The following is a 17,073-nucleotide window of genomic DNA, read 5'->3' as shown; positions in this document are numbered from 1 at the left end:
TTCAGCACGGCGGCGAAGGGAGCCCCGGCAATCGCAGCGTGAAGGTCGAGCCGGTGCCCGGGGTGCTGTGGGCCTCGACCGTGCCGCCGTGTGCCTCGACCAGCTTGCGCACGATCGACAGCCCGAGCCCGCTGCCGCCGGTCTGGCGCGAGCGGGACTTCTCGGCCCGCCAGAAGCGGTCGAAGACGTGCGGCAGGTCCTCGGCCGCGATCCCCGGGCCCGTGTCGCGGACCTCGATCCGGACGCCCGCCGTGGTGGCGGTCCCCGTCGCGCCCCCGGTCCGGGCGGGGCCGGGCACGTCACCGGCCGCCGTCAGCCGCACGGTGCCGCCGGGCGGTGTGTGGCGGATGGCGTTCGACACGAGGTTGCCGACCGCCTGCCGCAGCCGTACCGGGTCGGCCGGCACCGTCAGTTCCGGGTCGGCCGCCACCACGAGCCGCACCCCCGCGGCCTCGGCGCGCGGACCGTGGCCCTGGGCCGTCTGGGCGAGGACGTCGGCCACGCTCAACGGCTCGGTGACCAGCGGCAGTTCACCCGCGTCGGCCGCCGAGAGGTCCCGCAGGTCGTCGATGACGTGCTGGAGCAGCACCGCCTCCTCAAGCACCGAGGCCACCAGCTTCTCGTCCGCCGGGACGATGCCGTCCTCGACCGCCTCCAGCCAGCCGCGGATGTTGCTCAGCGGCGTGCGCAGCTCGTGCGCCACGTCGCTCACCATCGCCTTGCGGGCCGACTCCAGCTGCTCGCGCCGCCGTGACATCGCGTTGAACGCGGCCGACAGCCGGGCGATCTCGTCACCGCCCGTCACCTCGACCCGCGCCGAGACGTCCCCGGCCTCCATCCGCTGTGCGGCCAGGGTGAGCCTGCGCAGCGGCCGCACCAGCCGGATGCCCGCGAACGCGGTGACCGCGACCGTCACGAGCAGCACGAGCGCCGCTCCCCCCGCGATCCGCAGCTTGCTGGGCGCCGACAGGTCGAGGAAGGTGGTGGCGGTCCGGTCGCCGGGGCTGCTGACGTAGAGCTGGGCGGCGGGCGCCACGTACGGCTTGAGTTGTTCCGCGCGCCCGGTCGCGACGCAGTCCCGCACGTCCTTGCCGGGCGGGCGGTCCGCGGACGTACGGGACCGCGTGCGCGCCGGCTGCCAGGACCCGTCGAGCAGCACGTGCACCTGGCCGAACCCCCGCCGCGCAAGACAGCTGCCGACCAGGTCGTCGAGGGTGTCGAGCGCCTTGCGCTCGGAGGGCATCGGGTCGTTCAGCACCGGCTGCTCGCACCGCGGGCCGACGCGCTGCCCGTCCGGTCTCCGCACGGCGGGCCGGCCGCCGGGACCCGTCACCACCCGCGCCGCGACGCCCTCCGCCCGCAGGCACGCGACGACGTCCCGGGCCGTCCCCAGCAGTCTGGCGCTCTCGACGTCCGACAGCCGGTACGGGCCGACGGCACGCGGGTCGATCCCGCCGTCCCGCGCCGCGGCCGGCAGCCGTCGCGGATCGACCGACAGCGGGTCGACGACGGCGGTCGGCCGGGGAGGGACCACGTACGGGTGGCCGGGCACCGGAGCGGAGTCCGCGAGCGTCCGGTCACCGTCGCGCAGCACGATCCGGTGCCCCGTCGTCCGCCCCAGCGCGGCCACCGTGGAGCCCACCGCGTCCCAGTTCCGGTGCCGTGCCGCGTAACCGATCAGCACGTCGTACGTCCTGGTGTCGTCGGCGAGGTCCTTGCCCTGCTCCTGGCGGATCGCCACGGCCGTCGACCGTACGACCACCCACGCGGTGGCCGCGATCGAGCACACCGACACCAGGGCCGCCACGGCGAGCAGGCGCAGGAGCAGGCTGCGGCCCAAGGGAACGGCGAAAGCCCGGTCCGCGGACGGCCGGCCGGACCGGACGTCACCGCTCATGGCGCACACCCCCGGCCCGGGGCGGGTGTCTGTCGTCGGACAGCTTGTAGCCCACCCCGTACACGGTCACCAGGCACCGCGGCCGGCGCGGGTCCTGCTCGATCTTCCGCCGCAGGTTCATCACGTGCACATCGACCGTCCGCGTGGTGATGTACCGGTCGAAGCCGTGCAGCCGCTCCAGGATCTGCGACCGGCTGAACACCTGCCCCGGCCGGCCCGCGAGCACCTCCAGCAGCCGGAACTCGCCCGGGGTGCAGGAGATCCGCGTACCGTGCGCCCACACCTCGTGCCGGGCCGGGTCCACGGTCACCGGGCCCGCGGTCAGCAGGTCGCCGCCCGGTGTGCCGGACGCCGCACCGGACGCCGCCGGCCGGGTGCGCGCGCTGCGCCGCAGCAGCGACCGGATGCGGGCCATCAGCTCACGGGGGCTGAACGGTTTGGTCAGGTAGTCGTCCGCGCCCAGGTCCAGTCCGAGCAACAGGTCCTCCTCGGTGGACCGGGCGGTCAGCATCAGCAGGGGCAGCCCTTCGAGGCCGGCCTCGGACCGGACGGTCCGGCAGACGTCGAGCCCGTCGAGACCGGGCATCATCACGTCGAGCACCAGCAGATCGGGCAGGCGCCGGCGGATCTCGTCGAGCGCGGCCCGGCCGTCCCGGACGAGGGTCACGCCGTGGCTCTCGTGTTCCAGGTAACGGCGGATCAGGTCGGCTTGCTTGGCGTCATCCTCGGCGACGACCACATGCGCACACATGCGAGGAGTCTAGGAACACCCACGGCATCCATGAACACCTCGCGCAGCGAGGACACGGCAGGGCCATCGCTTCCTGACACACCTCTGACATTCGCCCGGCAGCCTCTGCCGTCATGAGAAACGAGACGGGCCGGCCGCACCCCGCCGCCGGCGCCCCCGGCGGGGCACGCGCCCCGCGCCGGACCCACCGTGTCCCGGCCGTCGTCCTGACCGCCGCCCTCCTGACGGCGGGCGCCGCCCTCACGGCCTGCGGCGGCGGAGGCGGAGGCGGCAGCGACGGCGGCCGGAAGGCGGCGGACAGCGGCATCGCGTCGTTGGCGACCCCGTCGGCCGGCGGCGGCACACCGGGGGCGGCCTCCTCCGCGCGGTCCTCCGCCGCCGCCATCGACGCCAGGCGCCCGCAGCTGCGCCTCGACAGCACGCAGGAGGAGACCAACCGGCTGTGGGACGCGTACTGGGCGTGCCTGCAGGCCCACGGCGTCCCCATGAACAACGCGCGGGTCGACCACCCCGGCAAACAGGCGCCTCCCGTGGACGACCCGAAGGTCGCGGACCGGTACAAGGCGCAGTACCACGCGTGCCTGTACAAGATGCCGCTCCAGCCGGTCGAGGAGCGCCCCGAGACCAACCCGCACTACGCGGACGACTACCGCGCCTACGTCACGTGTCTGAGGCGGAACGGCTTCAAGGTGCACGAGGTCTTCACGTCCGACGGGAGCCCCGACGGCTGGACCGGTGACGACGGCGGCGGCAGTCTCCCGACCGGCAAGGCCGACGACGACTGCCGCGTGGAGGCGTTCGGTGGCAAGGGCAAGAACTGAGGCCGGCGCACACGCGTCCACCGGCCGCGATACACGCACCGGCGGCCGGATCGCGATCGCCGTCGCCGTGCTCGCCGTCGTCGCGGGCGGGGTCTACGGCGGAGTCGCGCTGAAGCGGCACGGGGACGCCGGCCGGGCCGGCCCCGCCGGGGTGCCGTCCGCGCAGACCACCCTCGTCCGGCGCGCCGACCTGTCCGACAGCAAGGAGCTGCCCGGCACACTCGGCTACGGGGCGCCGGTCACGGTCAAGGGCACCGGCAAGGGCGTGATCACCAAGCTGCCGGCGACCGGATCGACGGTGACCCGGGGCAAGCCCCTGTACTGGGTGGACGACCAGCCGGTCGCGGTCTTCTACGGCGGCACCCCGGTCTTCCGCACCCTGGACAAGGCGGCCGTGAAGGCGGGGGCGAGCGGCTCCGACGTGACCGTCCTCGCGGACAACCTCAAGGCCCTCGGCTACGACATCGGCCCCGAGCCGCGCCCCACCCCGTCGTCCGCCGGCACGGGCGAAGCCCCCGGAGCCGTCCTGACGTCGTCGCTCCTCGACGCGCTGAAGCGGTGGCAACGCGACACGGGCCGGCAGCAGACCGGGACGCTCTCGGCGGGCCAGGTGGTCGTGCTGCCCGGCGCGGTCCGCGTGGGCGCGGTCAAGGCCCAGCTCGGCGACCCGGCGGAGGAGGAGGTCCTGTCGGTGACCTCCCTGCGCAAGTCGGTGTCGGTGACGGTCGACGCCGGTGACGCGGCCGAGGTTCACCAGGGTGACAAGGTCGTCGTCACCCTCCCCGACACCCGGCGCGTACGGGGGAAGGTGGCCTCGGTGGGCACGACGGTGGAGGGCGGCCCGGACGGCGACGCGTCCGGCAACGACACCACTCCGTCGGTACGGGTCACCGTGGTGCCGGTGGACAGCGCCTCGGTCGGGAACCTGGACGCGGCATCCGTGCGGGTGACCTTCACGACCCAGACCCGCAGGCACGTCCTCACCGTGCCGGTGGGCGCGCTGCTGGCGCTCCAGGAGGGCGGGTACGCGCTCCAGCGCCCGAGCGGACAGCTGGTCGCCGTGAAGACGGGACTGTTCGCCAGGGGCCGGGTCGAGGTCTCGGGCGCGGGGATCGCGGAGGGGCAGCGGGTGGTGACGGCGTCATGAACACACTCCCCGTCCGCGTCGGCGGCGACACGCCGGCCCCGTGTGCCGTACCCGCCGGACCGCCGTCCGCGGCGGCCGGACCCGCCGGGCCGTCACCCGTACTGCGGCTCACCCGTGCGACCAAGGCGTTCCCCGGCGGCGTGACGGCGCTCGACGACGTGTCCCTGACGATCCACCGGGGCGAACTGCTCGGCATCGTCGGCCCTTCCGGCTCCGGCAAGTCCACGCTGCTGAACATCATGGGCACGCTCGACCTGCCCACCCGCGGCACCGTGGAGATCGCGGGACAGGACGCGGCGGCCCTGAGCGACCGCCGGCTGTCCGCACTGCGCGGACGATGGCTCGGCTTCGTCTTCCAGCAGTTCCACCTGACGGACGGGCTGACCGCGGCGGAGAACGTCGCCACGGGACTGCTGTACGCGGGGGTGCCGCGCCGGCGGCGCACCGCGCTCGCGCTCGCCGCGCTGGAACGGGTCGGACTCGGCCACCGGGCCGGGCACCTGCCGCACCAGCTGTCCGGCGGCGAACGGCAGCGCGTCGCGATCGCCCGCGCACTGGTGGGCGAGCCGGCCCTGGTGCTCGCGGACGAGCCGACGGGCGCGCTGGACTCCGCCAACGGCCGGGCCGTGCTCGACCTGCTCGTGCGGCTGAACGCGGAGGGCACCACCATCGCCGTGATCACGCACGACGGGACCATCGCGGCGCGGTTGCCGCGCCGGGTGGAGATGCGTGACGGGCGGATCGTCAGGGACACCGGAGCGCGCCGGGGCCCGGAGCCCCGGCGGGGCACCGGCTCCGCCCCGGGAGGGAACCGGTGAGCGCCGCGCGGAAGGCGCCGTTGCGCGCCGCCGGCCCCGGAAGGCTCGCCCGTCCGGTCCGGCAGAACCCGTCCGACGTGCTGCGGCTCGGGCTGATCGGCATCCGCACCCGCAGGCTGCGTGCCGCGCTGTCCGCGCTGGGCATCTCCATCGGCGTAGCGACCCTCGTCCTCGTGACCGGGATCCCGGCGTCCAGCCAGCGGGCGCTGGACGACCGGCTGTCCGCGCTCGGTACGAACGTGCTGCGCGCGGTCCCGCAGCCCGACCAGGACCCTCCCGTGCTGCTGCCCGCGTCCGCCGACAGGATGGCCGCCCGCATCGGGCCGGTCACCGCGACCGGACAGGTCGCCAACACGCACCAGCTGGTGCACCGGTCGGACCGGACCGACCCGCACGACGGACTGGGCCTCTCGGTCCTCGCCAGCGGGGACGGCCTGCTGCCGGTGGTCAACGGCCGGGTCCGGGCGGGGAAGTTCCTCGACCCGGCGACCGACCGGCTGCCGACGGCGGTCCTCGGCTACGAGGCGGCCTCCCGCCTCGGTGTGGCCGGCCTGCCGCCGGGCCGGGAGGCACCGCAGATCCTCGTCGGAACGACGTGGTTCACGGTGATCGGCATCCTCGATCCGCTGCCGCTCGCGCCGGACCTGGACCGCTCGGTGCTGGTCGGCTGGGAGGCGGCGCGCAAGACCCTCGCGTTCGACGGGCACCCGACCGTGGTGTACGTGAAGGCCCGCGAGGACGCCGTCGAGGCGGTCTCGCCCGTGCTGCCGGCCACGCTGTACCCGGAACTGCCGGGACTGGTGCAGGTCAGCCGCCCCTCGGACGCCCTGGCGGCGAAGCGGGCGACGCACAGCGCCTTCTCGTCGCTGTTCCTGGGCCTCGCCGGGGTGGCGCTGCTCGTGGGCGCGATCGGCGTGGCGAACACCATGTACATCTCGGTGCTCGAACGCCGCAAGGAGATCGGCCTGCGGCGCGCGCTCGGCGCGAACAGGGGTCAGATCAGGGGGCAGTTCCTCACCGAGTCGGTGGTGCTGTCACTCCTCGGCGGCGTCGCGGGCACGGTGACCGGGGTCCTGGCCACCGCCGGTTACGCCGTCTACGAGGGCTGGCGTCCCGTGATCCCGCCGGCGGTGCTCGGCGCGGGTGCCGGCGGTGCCGTGGTCATCGGGATGCTGGCGGGTGTGTACCCGGCGATCCGCGCGGCGCGGCTCACACCGACCGAGGCACTCGCCACGACGTGAGCTGCCTCCGGCACGGAGGTGTCACCGGCGGAAGGTGTGCACACGCCCGCGAGCGTCCTGGGACACTTCAGGTGTTACGCCTGGAGCAGACCCGTGCCGCTTGGAGGAGACCATGCCGACGTCCACCCCCGTGCCCGCCGACCCCGCGCCGGGCCACCGGGCCATCGAGAACCTGATCGCCCGGTACGCCGAGCTGGTGGACGACGGCGACTTCGCGGGGCTCGGCGCGCTGCTCGCCGACGCCACGTTCACGGGCAGCGGCGAGCCGGTGAGCGGCCGCGCGGCGATCGAGAAGATGTTCCGTGACACCGTGATCGTCTACGCCGACGGTACGCCGCGTACCCAGCACGTCACCACCAACACCGCGATCGAGGTCGACGAACAGGCGGGCACGGCGCGGGCGCGTTCCTACGTCACCGTGTTGCAGGCGCTGCCGGACCTGCCGCTGCAACCCATCGCGGGCGGCCGCTACCACGACCGCTTCGAGCGCCGTGACGGGCGGTGGCGCTTCGTGGAACGGAAGGTCCGTATCAGCCTCGTCGGTGACGTGAGCCGTCATCTGCGGCAGGCTGCCGCACAACGGTAGGCACCGTCCGCCTCGGCGTCGGCCGCGTGCAGCGCCGCATTCGTACGCTTCGGGTACCGGCAGGCCTGCCCGTCGCAGTGGCCGGACCCCTGCCGGCTCATCGGCGATGCCATCCTCACGCCGGGACCGGCTGGTTGTTGGTCTGGGTGGTGGAACTCGCGGGGACTCGCGACGTGCCGCGGGGACGGGTACGCATCCGCTGGGTGAGACTGGAAGCGTGAGCACCAGTAGCGAGCGGCCGGTGAGTGCTGAGCAGATCCACGCGGCGCTGGCCGCTCTGGCGGCTGAGCCGGAGCCGGAGCCGGATTCGAAGCGACCCGAGGGGCCGCGGGAAGAGGAGCGCCTGCGGTTGCTGGGGAGTCTGCTGGCGAAGACGGAGCTGGAGATCACCGTCGCGACCCGGCTGACCGAGGAAGGGGAGATCGAGGACGTCCTCGAGACGTTGCTCGGTTGGGGGGAGCAGTTGGGAAGGAACCCCGACCTCGCGGTCAACGTCCTGACGAACCGCCTGCAACGCACCGCGATGCAGGTCTCCGAACCCGAAGGGGAGGACCTGCCACCCGGCCGGGAGGCCGCCTTCGCCGCGGTCATGACAGCGGTGTACGCGCTCGGCGCCCAGCTGCACGCGGACCGTGACGACGAGGAGGGAACCCGACGTGCCCTGAGCGGGGCGGAAGAAGCCCTGATCGACATCCTGCAAGGGATGCATGAGCTGCGAGTGGCCATCGGTGACGCGGCCGGGCCGGCGGACGAGGGCGACGGCTGACCCGCTGGGAGCGCGCGGGCACCCACTTCAGCCGACATGGCGCCCCCCTGTGCACGGACCGCGCGGGCACGAACTGTGCCAGGAGCCGCAGGTCGCGGCCATACGTCCTCACGGCGGCCTGGACCTCGTCGTTCGCCCCCTCACACCCCCCGCGCCGGCCCCGTGCTCTGGCGGGCGATCAGTTGCGGGAGCGGTACCTGGACCGTGGCCGGTGAGGACCCGTCCAGCAGTGAGAGCAGCTCTCGCGCGGCGGTGCGGCCGAAGGCCACGCTGTCCCGGGACAGCGCGGACAGCCAGGGCTTGACCATCCGGCACAGCGCGGAGTCCTCCCACGCGACCACCGAGACGTCCTCCGGCACCGAGAAGCCGAGTTCGACGGCGGCGGCCACCCCGGCGACCGCCATCACGTCGTTGTCGTAGATCAGCGCGGTGGGCGCGGCGGGTGCGGACAGGACGCGGTGGGTGACGGCGGCGCCCTCGGCGTCCGAGTAGTCGGTGGTCACCGAGCGGACCTCGGTCAGGCCGCGCCGTTCGGCCTCGGCCCGCAGGCTGCGCATCCGGCGCTGGGTGTGCGCGAGGCCGGGGAGCCCGGCGATGTGCACGATCCGCCGGTGGCCCAGGGCGTGCAGTTCCGCGACGACGGCGGCCATCGCGCCGGCGTCGTCGGCCCACACCGCCGACAGCCGGGGGTTCAGCCCGGCCGGCGCGCCCCCGATCACCACGGCGGGCAGGCCGAGTTCGTCGAGGAGGCCGGGGCGGGGGTCGTCGGTGCGGGGGTCGACCATCAGGACGCCGTCGACCCGGTGCTCGGCCCACCAGGTCCGGTATACCGCGCATTCGTCGGCGATGTCCTCTACAACTTGGAAGAGCAGGCCGAGATGGCGTTCGGCCAGCACCTCCTGGATGCCCGAGACCAGCTGGAGGAAGAACGAGTCCACACCGAGCGTGTGCGCGGGCCTGGCCAGCACGAACCCGACCGTGGCCGCGCCCTCGCCGGACAGCTGGCGCGCGGCGGTGCTCGGCCGCCAGCCGAGCTGTTCGGCCACCCGGCGCACCCGGGCCCGGGTCACCTCGGAGACGCCGGGACGGTCGTTGAGGGCGAAGGAGACGGCGCTCTCGGAGACCCCGGCCCGTCGCGCGATGTCCTTCATCGTCGGCCGGCGCGCCGGTGAACGCTTGTCCGCCACTTCCGCTCCCATTCTCTGCCGGTGAGCACTAATGCGCTTGAGCGGGACCAGCCTAAAGCGCATTAGCGATCAGTGACAAGAGGCAGGAGTCGCTTCTGTTGCACGCCTCTGAGCTGCGGCTTTGGATGTGGTGAGTAACTTTTCGACCTCGATCCATTGACTTTTTTCCATCGAAGGATGCAAGGTCTGCCCCTGAACCCGTGGCCGGCATCGTCGCCGTCGCCCGCTGTCCGAAGGAGCCTCCAGCCGTGCGCATATCCCGCAGAACCCTCGCCACCGCTGTCGCCGTCGCGGCCCTGCTGCCGCTGAGTGCCTGCGGCTCCGGGAACGACGACAGCTCGTCGGGCGACGCCTCGGGCAAGGTCCAGGGCGACATCACCTTCCAGACCTGGAACCTGCGCGCCAACTTCAAGCCCTACTTCGAGGGGCTGATCGCCGACTTCGAGCACCAGTACCCCGGCACCCACGTGAAGTGGGTCGACCAGCCCGCCGAGGGCTACGCCGACAAGCTCAGCGCGGAGGCGGCCGGCGGCACGCTGCCCGACGTCGTCAACGTCTCCCCCGATCTGGCCGCCCCGCTCGCCAGGGCCGGGCTCGCCCTGAACCTGGACAAGGACAAGGCGGCGGCGAAGTACAAGAGCGAGTACCTGCCGGGCGCGTGGAGCAGCACCGACATCCCGGGCCTGCCGGGCACCTGGGCGTTCCCCTGGTACCTGAACACCGGGCCGCTGTTCTACAACAAGGCCCTGTTCAAGGAGGCCGGCCTCAACCCCGACCAGCCGCCGAGGACGTACGCCCAGCTGTTCGAGGACGGCCTGCAGATCTCCAAGAAGACCGACGGCAAGGTCGCCACCCTCGCCAACGTGCCGTCCGTCGAGGACTTCGGCCGCTACGGCGTCCAGCTGGTGAACAAGGAAGGCACCGCCTTCTCCTTCAACGACGCCAAGGGTGTCGAACTCCTCACCAAGTACAAGGAGTTGTACGACGCCAAGGCCCTCGACCCGCAGGCCCTGACGGCCACGCCCGAGTCGGCCGGCCACAAGTTCCTCACCGGTGCCGTCGCCATGAACCCCGGCAGCGCGCTGGACCTGAAGAACTTCAAGACGCAGGCGCCGACCCTGTACAAGAACATCGGCATCACCGACCAGATCACCAGCACCGGCCACGTCAACATGTACGTGCAGAACGTGATGGTGAACGCGCAGTCCAAGCAGAAGCCCGCGGCCGTGGCCTTCGCGCACTTCGTCACCGACGCGAAGAACCAGATGGCCTTCGCCAAGCAGGTCGCCATCTTCCCGAGCACCGCCGGCTCCCTGAACGACCCGTACTTCACCAAGGAGGACGGCACCGACGAGACCCGGGTCCGGGTGGCCGCCGCCAAGTCGCTGAAGACGGCCGTGAACTACACGCCGGTGGTGTTCAGCGACCAGATGAAGACCGCGCTCCAGCAGGAGATCGCCAAGGCGCTCCAGGGCAAGGAGAGCCCCAAGCAGGCGCTCGACAACGCTGTCAAGGCCTGCGACCAGCTGCTCAAGCAGGGCTGATCCGCCGTGGCTCTCTCCTCCCCTGCTCGCCGGGGCTCCCGGGTGCGGCGCCAGCTGCCCACCAGTCCGTGGCTGTTCGCCGCACCCGGGTTGCTGGTCACCGCCGCGTTCGTGCTGTACCCGTTCGTGTCGACCGTGGTGAACTCCTTCACCGACCGTCGCACCCTGATCCCGGGCCACTTCGTCGGTCTCGCCAACTACCGCGAGATGCTGCACGACGACCAGTTCTGGATCGCCCTGCGCAACAGCACGCTGTACGTCCTCGGAGTCGTCCCGGCGCTGGTGATCCTGCCGTTGCTGCTCGCGCTGCTGGTGCAGAAGCACATCCCCGGCATCGCCTTCTTCCGGTCCGCCTTCTACACCCCGGTCGTCGCCTCGATCGTGGTCGTCGGCCTGATCTGGGTGTGGCTGCTGGACGAACGCGGTCTGATCAACTCGCTGCTGGAGACCCTGGGCGCCGGCCCGGTCGGGTTCCTCAGCGACCAGTGGCTGATCCTGCTCAGCGCCATGGCGGTCACGGTCTGGAAGGGCCTCGGCTACTACATGATCATCTACCTGGCGGCCCTCGCGAACGTGCCGCGTGAACTGCACGAGGCCGCCGCCGTGGACGGCGCGGGCGCGGTCCGCCGCTTCCTCAGCGTCACCGTGCCCGCCCTGCGGTCCACGATGGTCCTGGTGGCCGCGCTCTCCTCGGTCTCCGCCTTCAAGGTGTTCTCCGAGGTGTACCTGATCGCGAACCCGACCGGCGGTCCGGGCGGCGAGGACACCACCCTCGTCATGCTCGTGCAGCGCACCGGCACCGGCCTCAGCGGCCGGGTCGGCTACGCCTCCGCCATCTCCGTGGTGGTCTTCCTGATCACCGTGGTGCTGATGCTGCTGGTGCTGCGCGCGGACCGGAAGGACGAGGCCCAGGCATGACCGACACCCTGCGCACCCCGGGCGAGCGGTCCGCCCGCCCGGGCCACCCGACGACCGACACCGCCCGGCGGACCGGCCGCCGCACCCGTTTCACCGACGAGACCGGCCAGCGCGTACGGCCCTGGGAACTCGTCCTGCGCTACCTGCTGCTGCTCGCCGTGCTGGCCCTGACGATCGGCCCGTTCCTGTGGCAGCTGTCGACCTCGCTGAAGGGCCCGACGGAGGACATCTACAGCTCCCCGCCGTCGTTCCTGCCCGAACACCCCACCCTGCACAACTACAGCCGGGTCGCCGGCGTCATCCCCGTCTGGGACTACGCCCTGAACTCCCTCAAGGTCGCCGTCGCCAGCGTGGTCACCAACTGCGTCGGCTCCGCCCTCGCCGGCTACGCCCTGGCCCGGCTGCGCTACCGGGGCCGCCGGGTGGCCACCCTGGTCTTCATCCTGGCGCTGCTGGTGCCCGCCGAGAGCATCATCATCGCCCAGTTCACGACCATGCGGTCGCTGGACCTGAACAACACCCTGATCGGCGTGGTGCTGCCGGGCTGCGTCGGTGCGCTGAACGTGCTCCTGATGCGCAACGCCTTCCTCAACCTGCCGTACGAGATCGAGGAGGCCGCCTTCGTCGACGGCGCCAACGTCTGGCAGCGGTTCCTGCGGATCGCGCTGCCGTCGGTCAGGGGCACCCTCGCCGTCGTCGCGATCTTCGCCTTCATGGGCGCCTGGGACGACTTCCTCTGGCCGCTGATCGTGCTCGGCGACCCGTCCAAGTTCACCCTCACCGTCGGCCTGAACTACCTGCACGGCACCTTCGCCAACGACCAGCGCCTGGTCGCCGCGGGAACGATCATCGCCGTGGCCCCGCTCATCACCCTCTTCGCCTGCCTCCAGCGGTACTTCTTCCGCGGGGTCGGTGAGGGCGCCGTCAAGGGCTGAGCCCACGCCACCCCCCAGCTCAAGGACATCCATGCCTCCTGCCGTGCGCTTCGGCGTCAACTACACCCCCAGCGAAGGGTGGTTCCACCACTGGCTCGACTTCGACCTCGACTCCGTGCGCGCCGACCTGGACTCGATCGCCGCGCTCGGCCTGGACCACGTCCGGGTCTTCCCGCTGTGGCCCTACTTCCAGCCGAACCGGGCCCTCATCCGGCCGCGCGCGGTGGAACAGCTCGTGGCCCTCGCCGACGCCGCCGCCGAACGCGGCCTGGACGTCAACGTGGACGGGCTCCAGGGCCACCTGTCCAGCTTCGACTTCCTGCCCGCCTGGACGCGCACCTGGCACCGGCGCAACCTCTTCACCGACCCCGAGGTCATCGACGGTCAGGCCGCCTACCTGCGCACCCTGGCCGCCGCCCTCGCCGACCGGCCCAACTTCATCGGCATGACCGTCGGCAACGAGGTCAACCAGTTCAGCGCCGGCCCCCACCCCGACCCGGACCGGGCCACACCCGGGCAGATCGACGCCTGGCTGGAGCGCATGCTCGCGGCCTGCGAGGAGGGCGCCCCCGGCCGGCTGCACCTGCACGCCGAGTACGACGCCACCTGGTACCAGCACGACATGCCGTTCACCCCGGCGCAGGCCGCCCGGTACGGCGGCGTCACCGCCGTGCACTCCTGGGTGTTCAACGGCACCGCCCAGCGCCACGGCCGTACCTCCGTACCCAGCGAGCACCACGCCGCCTACCTCGTCGAGCTGAGCAAGGCGTGGGCGGACGACCCGCACCGGCCGGTGTGGCTCCAGGAGGTCGGCGCCCCCGCGCCCCTGGTGCCCGCCGAGCACGCCGCCGCCTTCGCCGAGGCGACCGTCGCCAACGTGCTGGACTGCCCCGGCCTGTGGGGTGTCACCTGGTGGTGCTCGCACGACGTCTCGCGCGGCCTGGCCGACTTCCCGGAACTGGAGTACAGCCTCGGCCTGCTGACCAACGACCGGCGGCCGAAGGACATCGCGCGGGTGCTGGCCGACGCGGCCCGCCGGACCCACCGGGCGCCGGCACCGCGCACCACCGCCCTCGTCGTGCCCGCCGACCCCGAGAAGCGCACGGCGCTCGCCCCGGGCGGGGACCTGTACGACGCCTTCTTCCGGCTGACCGCCGACGGGGCGCGGCCCACCACCGTGCTCGACGTCCGCGCCGACGACGCGGACCACCTGCGGGCGCGTGGCATCACCGAGGTGGTCACGGCCGGGCAGGTGCTCCCGGAAGCGGGGACGGGCGCGGCGCGGGCGACCGCTGCCGAGTGACATCCCCGCACCCGTCACCCACCCTGGTAACCACCCTCCTGACGTACGACCTACGGAGCATCCCCCATGCATGACGACCGCACCCTGGTGGAAGCCCGCCTCAAGCGGGTCCTCGACGAACGCATCCGCCCCGCCGTGTACCCCGAGTCCGTACCGCTTCAGGTGGCGGTGTGGCACGCGCCCGGCGAGCCGGTGCCGGTCGCGGAGGGACTGGCCGCCGAGCCCGAGCCGATCGAGGTGGGCGCCCGGTGGGGGGCTCCGTGGGGCACCAGCTGGTTCCGGGTGACGGGGACCGTGCCCGAGAAGTGGGCCGGCCGGACCGTCGAGGCCCTGCTGGACCTCGGGTTCGACGAGAACATGCCCGGTTTCCAGTGCGAGGGCCTGGTCTACCGGCCCGACGGCACGCCGGTGAAGGGCCTCAACCCGCGCAACCAGTGGGTGCGGATCGGCGCGCCCGTGGCGGGCGGCGAGGAGGTGCGGCTGCACGTCGAGGCCGCCTCCAACCCGGTCATCCTGGACTACCACCCCTTCCTGCCGACGCGGCTGGGCGACAAGGAGACCGCCGGCAGCGAGCCGCAGTACACCCTGACCCGCATGGACCTCGCCGTGTTCGACGAGACCGTGTGGCAGCTCGTGCTGGACCTGGAGGTGCTGGGCGAGCTGATGGCCGAGCTGCCGGTGGACTCCGCGCGCCGCTGGGACATCCTGCGCGCCGTGGACCGGGCGCTCGACGCGGTCGACCTCCAGGACGTGAACGGCACGGCGGACCGGGCCCGGCAGCAGCTCACCGGCGTCCTGTCGGCCCCCGCCGTGCCGTCCGCGCACCGCATCAGCGCCGTCGGGCACGCGCACATCGACTCCGCCTGGCTGTGGCCGCTGCGGGAGACGGTGCGCAAGGTGGCCCGTACGACGTCCAACATGACCGCGCTGATCGAGGACGAGCCGGAGTTCGTCTTCGCCATGTCCCAGGCGCAGCAGTGGGCGTGGGTGAAGGAGCACCGGCCGGAGGTGTGGGCGCGGGTGAAGAAGGCCGTCGCGGACGGGCGGTTCGTGCCGGCCGGCGGGATGTGGGTGGAGTCGGACACCAACATGCCCGGTTCGGAGGCGATGGCCCGGCAGTTCGTGCACGGCAAGCGGTTCTTCCTCGACGAGTTCGGCGTCGAGAACGAGGAGGCCTGGCTGCCCGACACCTTCGGCTTCGCCGCGGGCCTGCCGCAGATCATCAAGGCGGCCGGCTCCAAGTGGCTGCTGACCCAGAAGATCTCCTGGTCGCAGACGAACAAGTTCCCCCACCACACCTTCCAGTGGGAGGGCATCGACGGCACCCGGATCTTCACGCACTTCCCGCCCGTCGACACCTACAACTGCTCGATGAAGGGCAGTGAGATCGCGCACGCGGCGAAGAACTTCAAGGACAAGGGGCGGGCCCGGCACTCGCTCGCGCCCACGGGCTGGGGTGACGGAGGCGGCGGCACCACCCGCGAGATGGTCGCCAAGGCGGCCCGGCTGCGCGACCTCGAGGGCTCGGCGACCGTCGAGTGGGAGACCCCGCGCGCGTTCTTCGAGAAGGCCGAGGCCGAGTACCCCGAGCCGCCGGTCTGGGTGGGCGAGCTGTACCTCGAACTGCACCGCGCCACCCTGACCAGCCAGGCCAAGACCAAGCAGGGCAACCGGCGCAGCGAGCACCTGCTGCGCGAGGCGGAGCTGTGGGCGGCCACCGCGGCCGTGCGCACCGGGTTCCCGTACCCGTACGAGGAGCTGGACCGGATCTGGAAGACGGTCCTGCTGCACCAGTTCCACGACATCCTGCCCGGCTCGTCCATCGCCTGGGTGCACCGGGAGGCGCGGGCGACGTACGACCGGATCGCGGGTGAGCTGACCGCGATCATCGAGGGCGCCCAGCGTGCCCTGGCCGGCGAGGGCGGCACCGAGCTGGTCTTCAACGCGGCCCCGCATCCGCGTCACGGTGTGCCGGCGGGCGGTGCCGCCGCCCCGGCCGTGACCGGCGGCACCTCGCTCACGGCGCGCGAGGGCGGCGGGTTCACGCTGGACAACGGCCTGCTGCGCATCGAGGTCGACGCCCGGGGCCTGGTGGTGTCGGCGTACGACATCGCGGCGGGCCGGGAGACGGTCGCGCCGGGGCGGGCCGCCAACCTGCTCCAGCTGCACCCCGACTTCCCGAACATGTGGGACGCCTGGGACGTCGACGAGTTCTACCGCAACACCGTCACCGACCTCACCGACGCCGAGTCGGTGCTGCCGGGCGACGACGGGGCGTCGGTGCGGGTCGTCCGCGCCTTCGGCGACTCCCGGGTCACCCAGGTGCTGTCCCTCCGGGCGGACGAGCGGCGGCTGGTCATCGACACCGAGGTCGACTGGCACGAGACGGAGAAGTTCCTCAAGCTGGCCTTCCCGCTCGACCTGCACGCCGAACGGTACGCCTCGGAGACGCAGTTCGGGCACTTCCACCGGCCCACGCACACCAACACCTCGTGGGAGGCGGCCAAGTTCGAGGCGTGCAACCACCGCTTCGTCCACCTGGAGGAGCCCGGCTGGGGCGTCGCCGTCGTCAACGACTCGACGTACGGCCATGACGTGACCCGGACCGTGCGGTCCGACGGCGACCTCGGTACGACCACGACGGTCCGGGTGTCGTTGCTGCGCGCCCCGCGCTTCCCCGACCCCGAGACCGACCAGGGCGTCCACCGCTTCCGGCACGCCCTGGTGCCCGGCGCCGGGATCGGGGACGCGGTGCGCGAGGGCTGGCGCGTCAATCTGCCCGAACGGCGCCTGACCGGCGCCCACGAGGTCGCCCCGCTGGTCACCGTGGACGACGACGCGGTCGTGGTCACGGCCGTGAAGCTCGCCGACGACGGCAGCGGGGACGTGGTGGTCCGCTTCCACGAGGCCCACGGCGGCCGGGCCCGGGCCACGCTCACGGCCGGCTTCGAGGTCGCGGAGGCGACGGTGACCGACCTGCTGGAGCGTCCGCTCGCCACGGCGGCCGTCCCGGACCGGGACGGCGACCGGATCGCCGTACGGCTGCGGCCGTTCGAGCTGGTGACGCTGCGGCTGCGGCGGGCCTGAGCGGCGCGGCTCCAGCCGTTCGCTCGGAATTCTCCACGGCACCGCCTCGGCACCGGAAGACGTCCCGGTCGT

Annotated in this window: 14 protein-coding genes; 11 read left to right on the top strand and 3 right to left on the bottom strand. The window is 72.6% G+C overall.

Annotation, left to right across the window (positions count from 1 at the left end; translation table 11 throughout):
* Position 1: 1 nt before the first annotated feature.
* Both AB0947_RS37290 and AB0947_RS37285 read right to left on the bottom strand, forming a co-directional pair.
* Positions 2 to 1,897, bottom strand: a complete 1,896-nt coding sequence (locus AB0947_RS37290; RefSeq protein ID WP_366754823.1) for a HAMP domain-containing sensor histidine kinase — start codon at positions 1,895 to 1,897, stop codon at positions 2 to 4.
* The gene (locus AB0947_RS37285; protein ID WP_366754822.1) at positions 1,887 to 2,648 is read right to left on the bottom strand and encodes a response regulator transcription factor; all 762 of its coding nucleotides are present in this window, start codon (positions 2,646 to 2,648) and stop codon (positions 1,887 to 1,889) included. Before AB0947_RS37285 ends, AB0947_RS37290 begins: the two co-directional genes overlap by 11 nt.
* A 113-nt stretch (positions 2,649 to 2,761) precedes the next feature.
* Between AB0947_RS37285 and AB0947_RS37280 the strand changes: the two genes are divergently transcribed.
* The 6 genes from AB0947_RS37280 to AB0947_RS37255 all read left to right on the top strand — a co-directional run bounded on the left by AB0947_RS37280 (position 2,762) and on the right by AB0947_RS37255 (position 8,027).
* On the top strand, positions 2,762 to 3,469 hold the full coding sequence (locus AB0947_RS37280) for a hypothetical protein (protein WP_366754821.1): 708 nt from the start codon (positions 2,762 to 2,764) through the stop codon (positions 3,467 to 3,469).
* Entirely contained in the window at positions 3,450 to 4,616 is a 1,167-nt protein-coding gene (locus tag AB0947_RS37275) for a hypothetical protein (RefSeq protein ID WP_366754820.1), read from the top strand. Before AB0947_RS37280 ends, AB0947_RS37275 begins: the two co-directional genes overlap by 20 nt.
* Positions 4,613 to 5,434, top strand: a complete 822-nt coding sequence (locus AB0947_RS37270; RefSeq protein WP_366754819.1) for an ABC transporter ATP-binding protein — start codon at positions 4,613 to 4,615, stop codon at positions 5,432 to 5,434. Before AB0947_RS37275 ends, AB0947_RS37270 begins: the two co-directional genes overlap by 4 nt.
* Complete coding sequence (locus AB0947_RS37265; protein WP_366754818.1) at positions 5,431 to 6,675, top strand: ABC transporter permease; 1,245 nt, start codon at positions 5,431 to 5,433, stop codon at positions 6,673 to 6,675. Before AB0947_RS37270 ends, AB0947_RS37265 begins: the two co-directional genes overlap by 4 nt.
* Before the next feature lie 112 nt (positions 6,676 to 6,787).
* A complete protein-coding gene (locus AB0947_RS37260) occupies positions 6,788 to 7,261 on the top strand; it encodes a nuclear transport factor 2 family protein (protein ID WP_366754817.1) in 474 nt (157 codons plus the stop codon).
* Between the two features lie 217 nt (positions 7,262 to 7,478).
* Complete coding sequence (locus tag AB0947_RS37255; RefSeq protein WP_366754816.1) at positions 7,479 to 8,027, top strand: hypothetical protein; 549 nt, start codon at positions 7,479 to 7,481, stop codon at positions 8,025 to 8,027.
* A 140-nt stretch (positions 8,028 to 8,167) separates the two neighbouring features.
* Here AB0947_RS37255 and AB0947_RS37250 read toward each other — a convergent pair whose 3' ends face one another.
* Entirely contained in the window at positions 8,168 to 9,214 is a 1,047-nt protein-coding gene (locus tag AB0947_RS37250) for a LacI family DNA-binding transcriptional regulator (protein ID WP_366754815.1), read from the bottom strand.
* Positions 9,215 to 9,462: 248 nt separating this feature from the next.
* Between AB0947_RS37250 and AB0947_RS37245 the strand changes: the two genes are divergently transcribed.
* The 5 genes from AB0947_RS37245 to AB0947_RS37225 all read left to right on the top strand — a co-directional run bounded on the left by AB0947_RS37245 (position 9,463) and on the right by AB0947_RS37225 (position 17,001).
* Complete coding sequence (locus AB0947_RS37245; RefSeq protein ID WP_366754814.1) at positions 9,463 to 10,758, top strand: extracellular solute-binding protein; 1,296 nt, start codon at positions 9,463 to 9,465, stop codon at positions 10,756 to 10,758.
* A 6-nt stretch (positions 10,759 to 10,764) separates the two neighbouring features.
* Positions 10,765 to 11,676 carry a sugar ABC transporter permease gene (locus AB0947_RS37240; protein WP_366754813.1) on the top strand — a complete coding sequence of 304 codons (912 nt, stop codon included), beginning with the start codon at positions 10,765 to 10,767 and terminating at the stop codon, positions 11,674 to 11,676.
* Positions 11,673 to 12,611 (top strand): carbohydrate ABC transporter permease, encoded by a 939-nt coding sequence (locus AB0947_RS37235; protein WP_366754812.1) that lies wholly within the window; start codon positions 11,673 to 11,675, stop codon positions 12,609 to 12,611. The genes AB0947_RS37240 and AB0947_RS37235 overlap by 4 nt, the downstream gene beginning before the upstream one ends.
* 31 nt (positions 12,612 to 12,642) lie before the next feature.
* The gene (locus tag AB0947_RS37230) at positions 12,643 to 13,914 is read left to right on the top strand and encodes a glycosyl hydrolase (protein WP_366754811.1); all 1,272 of its coding nucleotides are present in this window, start codon (positions 12,643 to 12,645) and stop codon (positions 13,912 to 13,914) included.
* A 66-nt stretch (positions 13,915 to 13,980) separates the two neighbouring features.
* Positions 13,981 to 17,001, top strand: coding sequence for a glycoside hydrolase family 38 C-terminal domain-containing protein (locus tag AB0947_RS37225; protein ID WP_366754810.1), 3,021 nt, complete (start codon positions 13,981 to 13,983; stop codon positions 16,999 to 17,001).
* The last annotated feature ends 72 nt before the right edge of the window (positions 17,002 to 17,073 follow it).

It is taken from the genome of Streptomyces sp. NPDC047841 (genome assembly GCF_040704085.1).
GTDB lineage: Bacteria > Actinomycetota > Actinomycetes > Streptomycetales > Streptomycetaceae > Streptomyces > Streptomyces argyrophylli.
The sequence above is the reverse complement of the archived record's forward strand: the minus strand, read 5'-3'. Positions and strand labels throughout refer to the sequence as shown.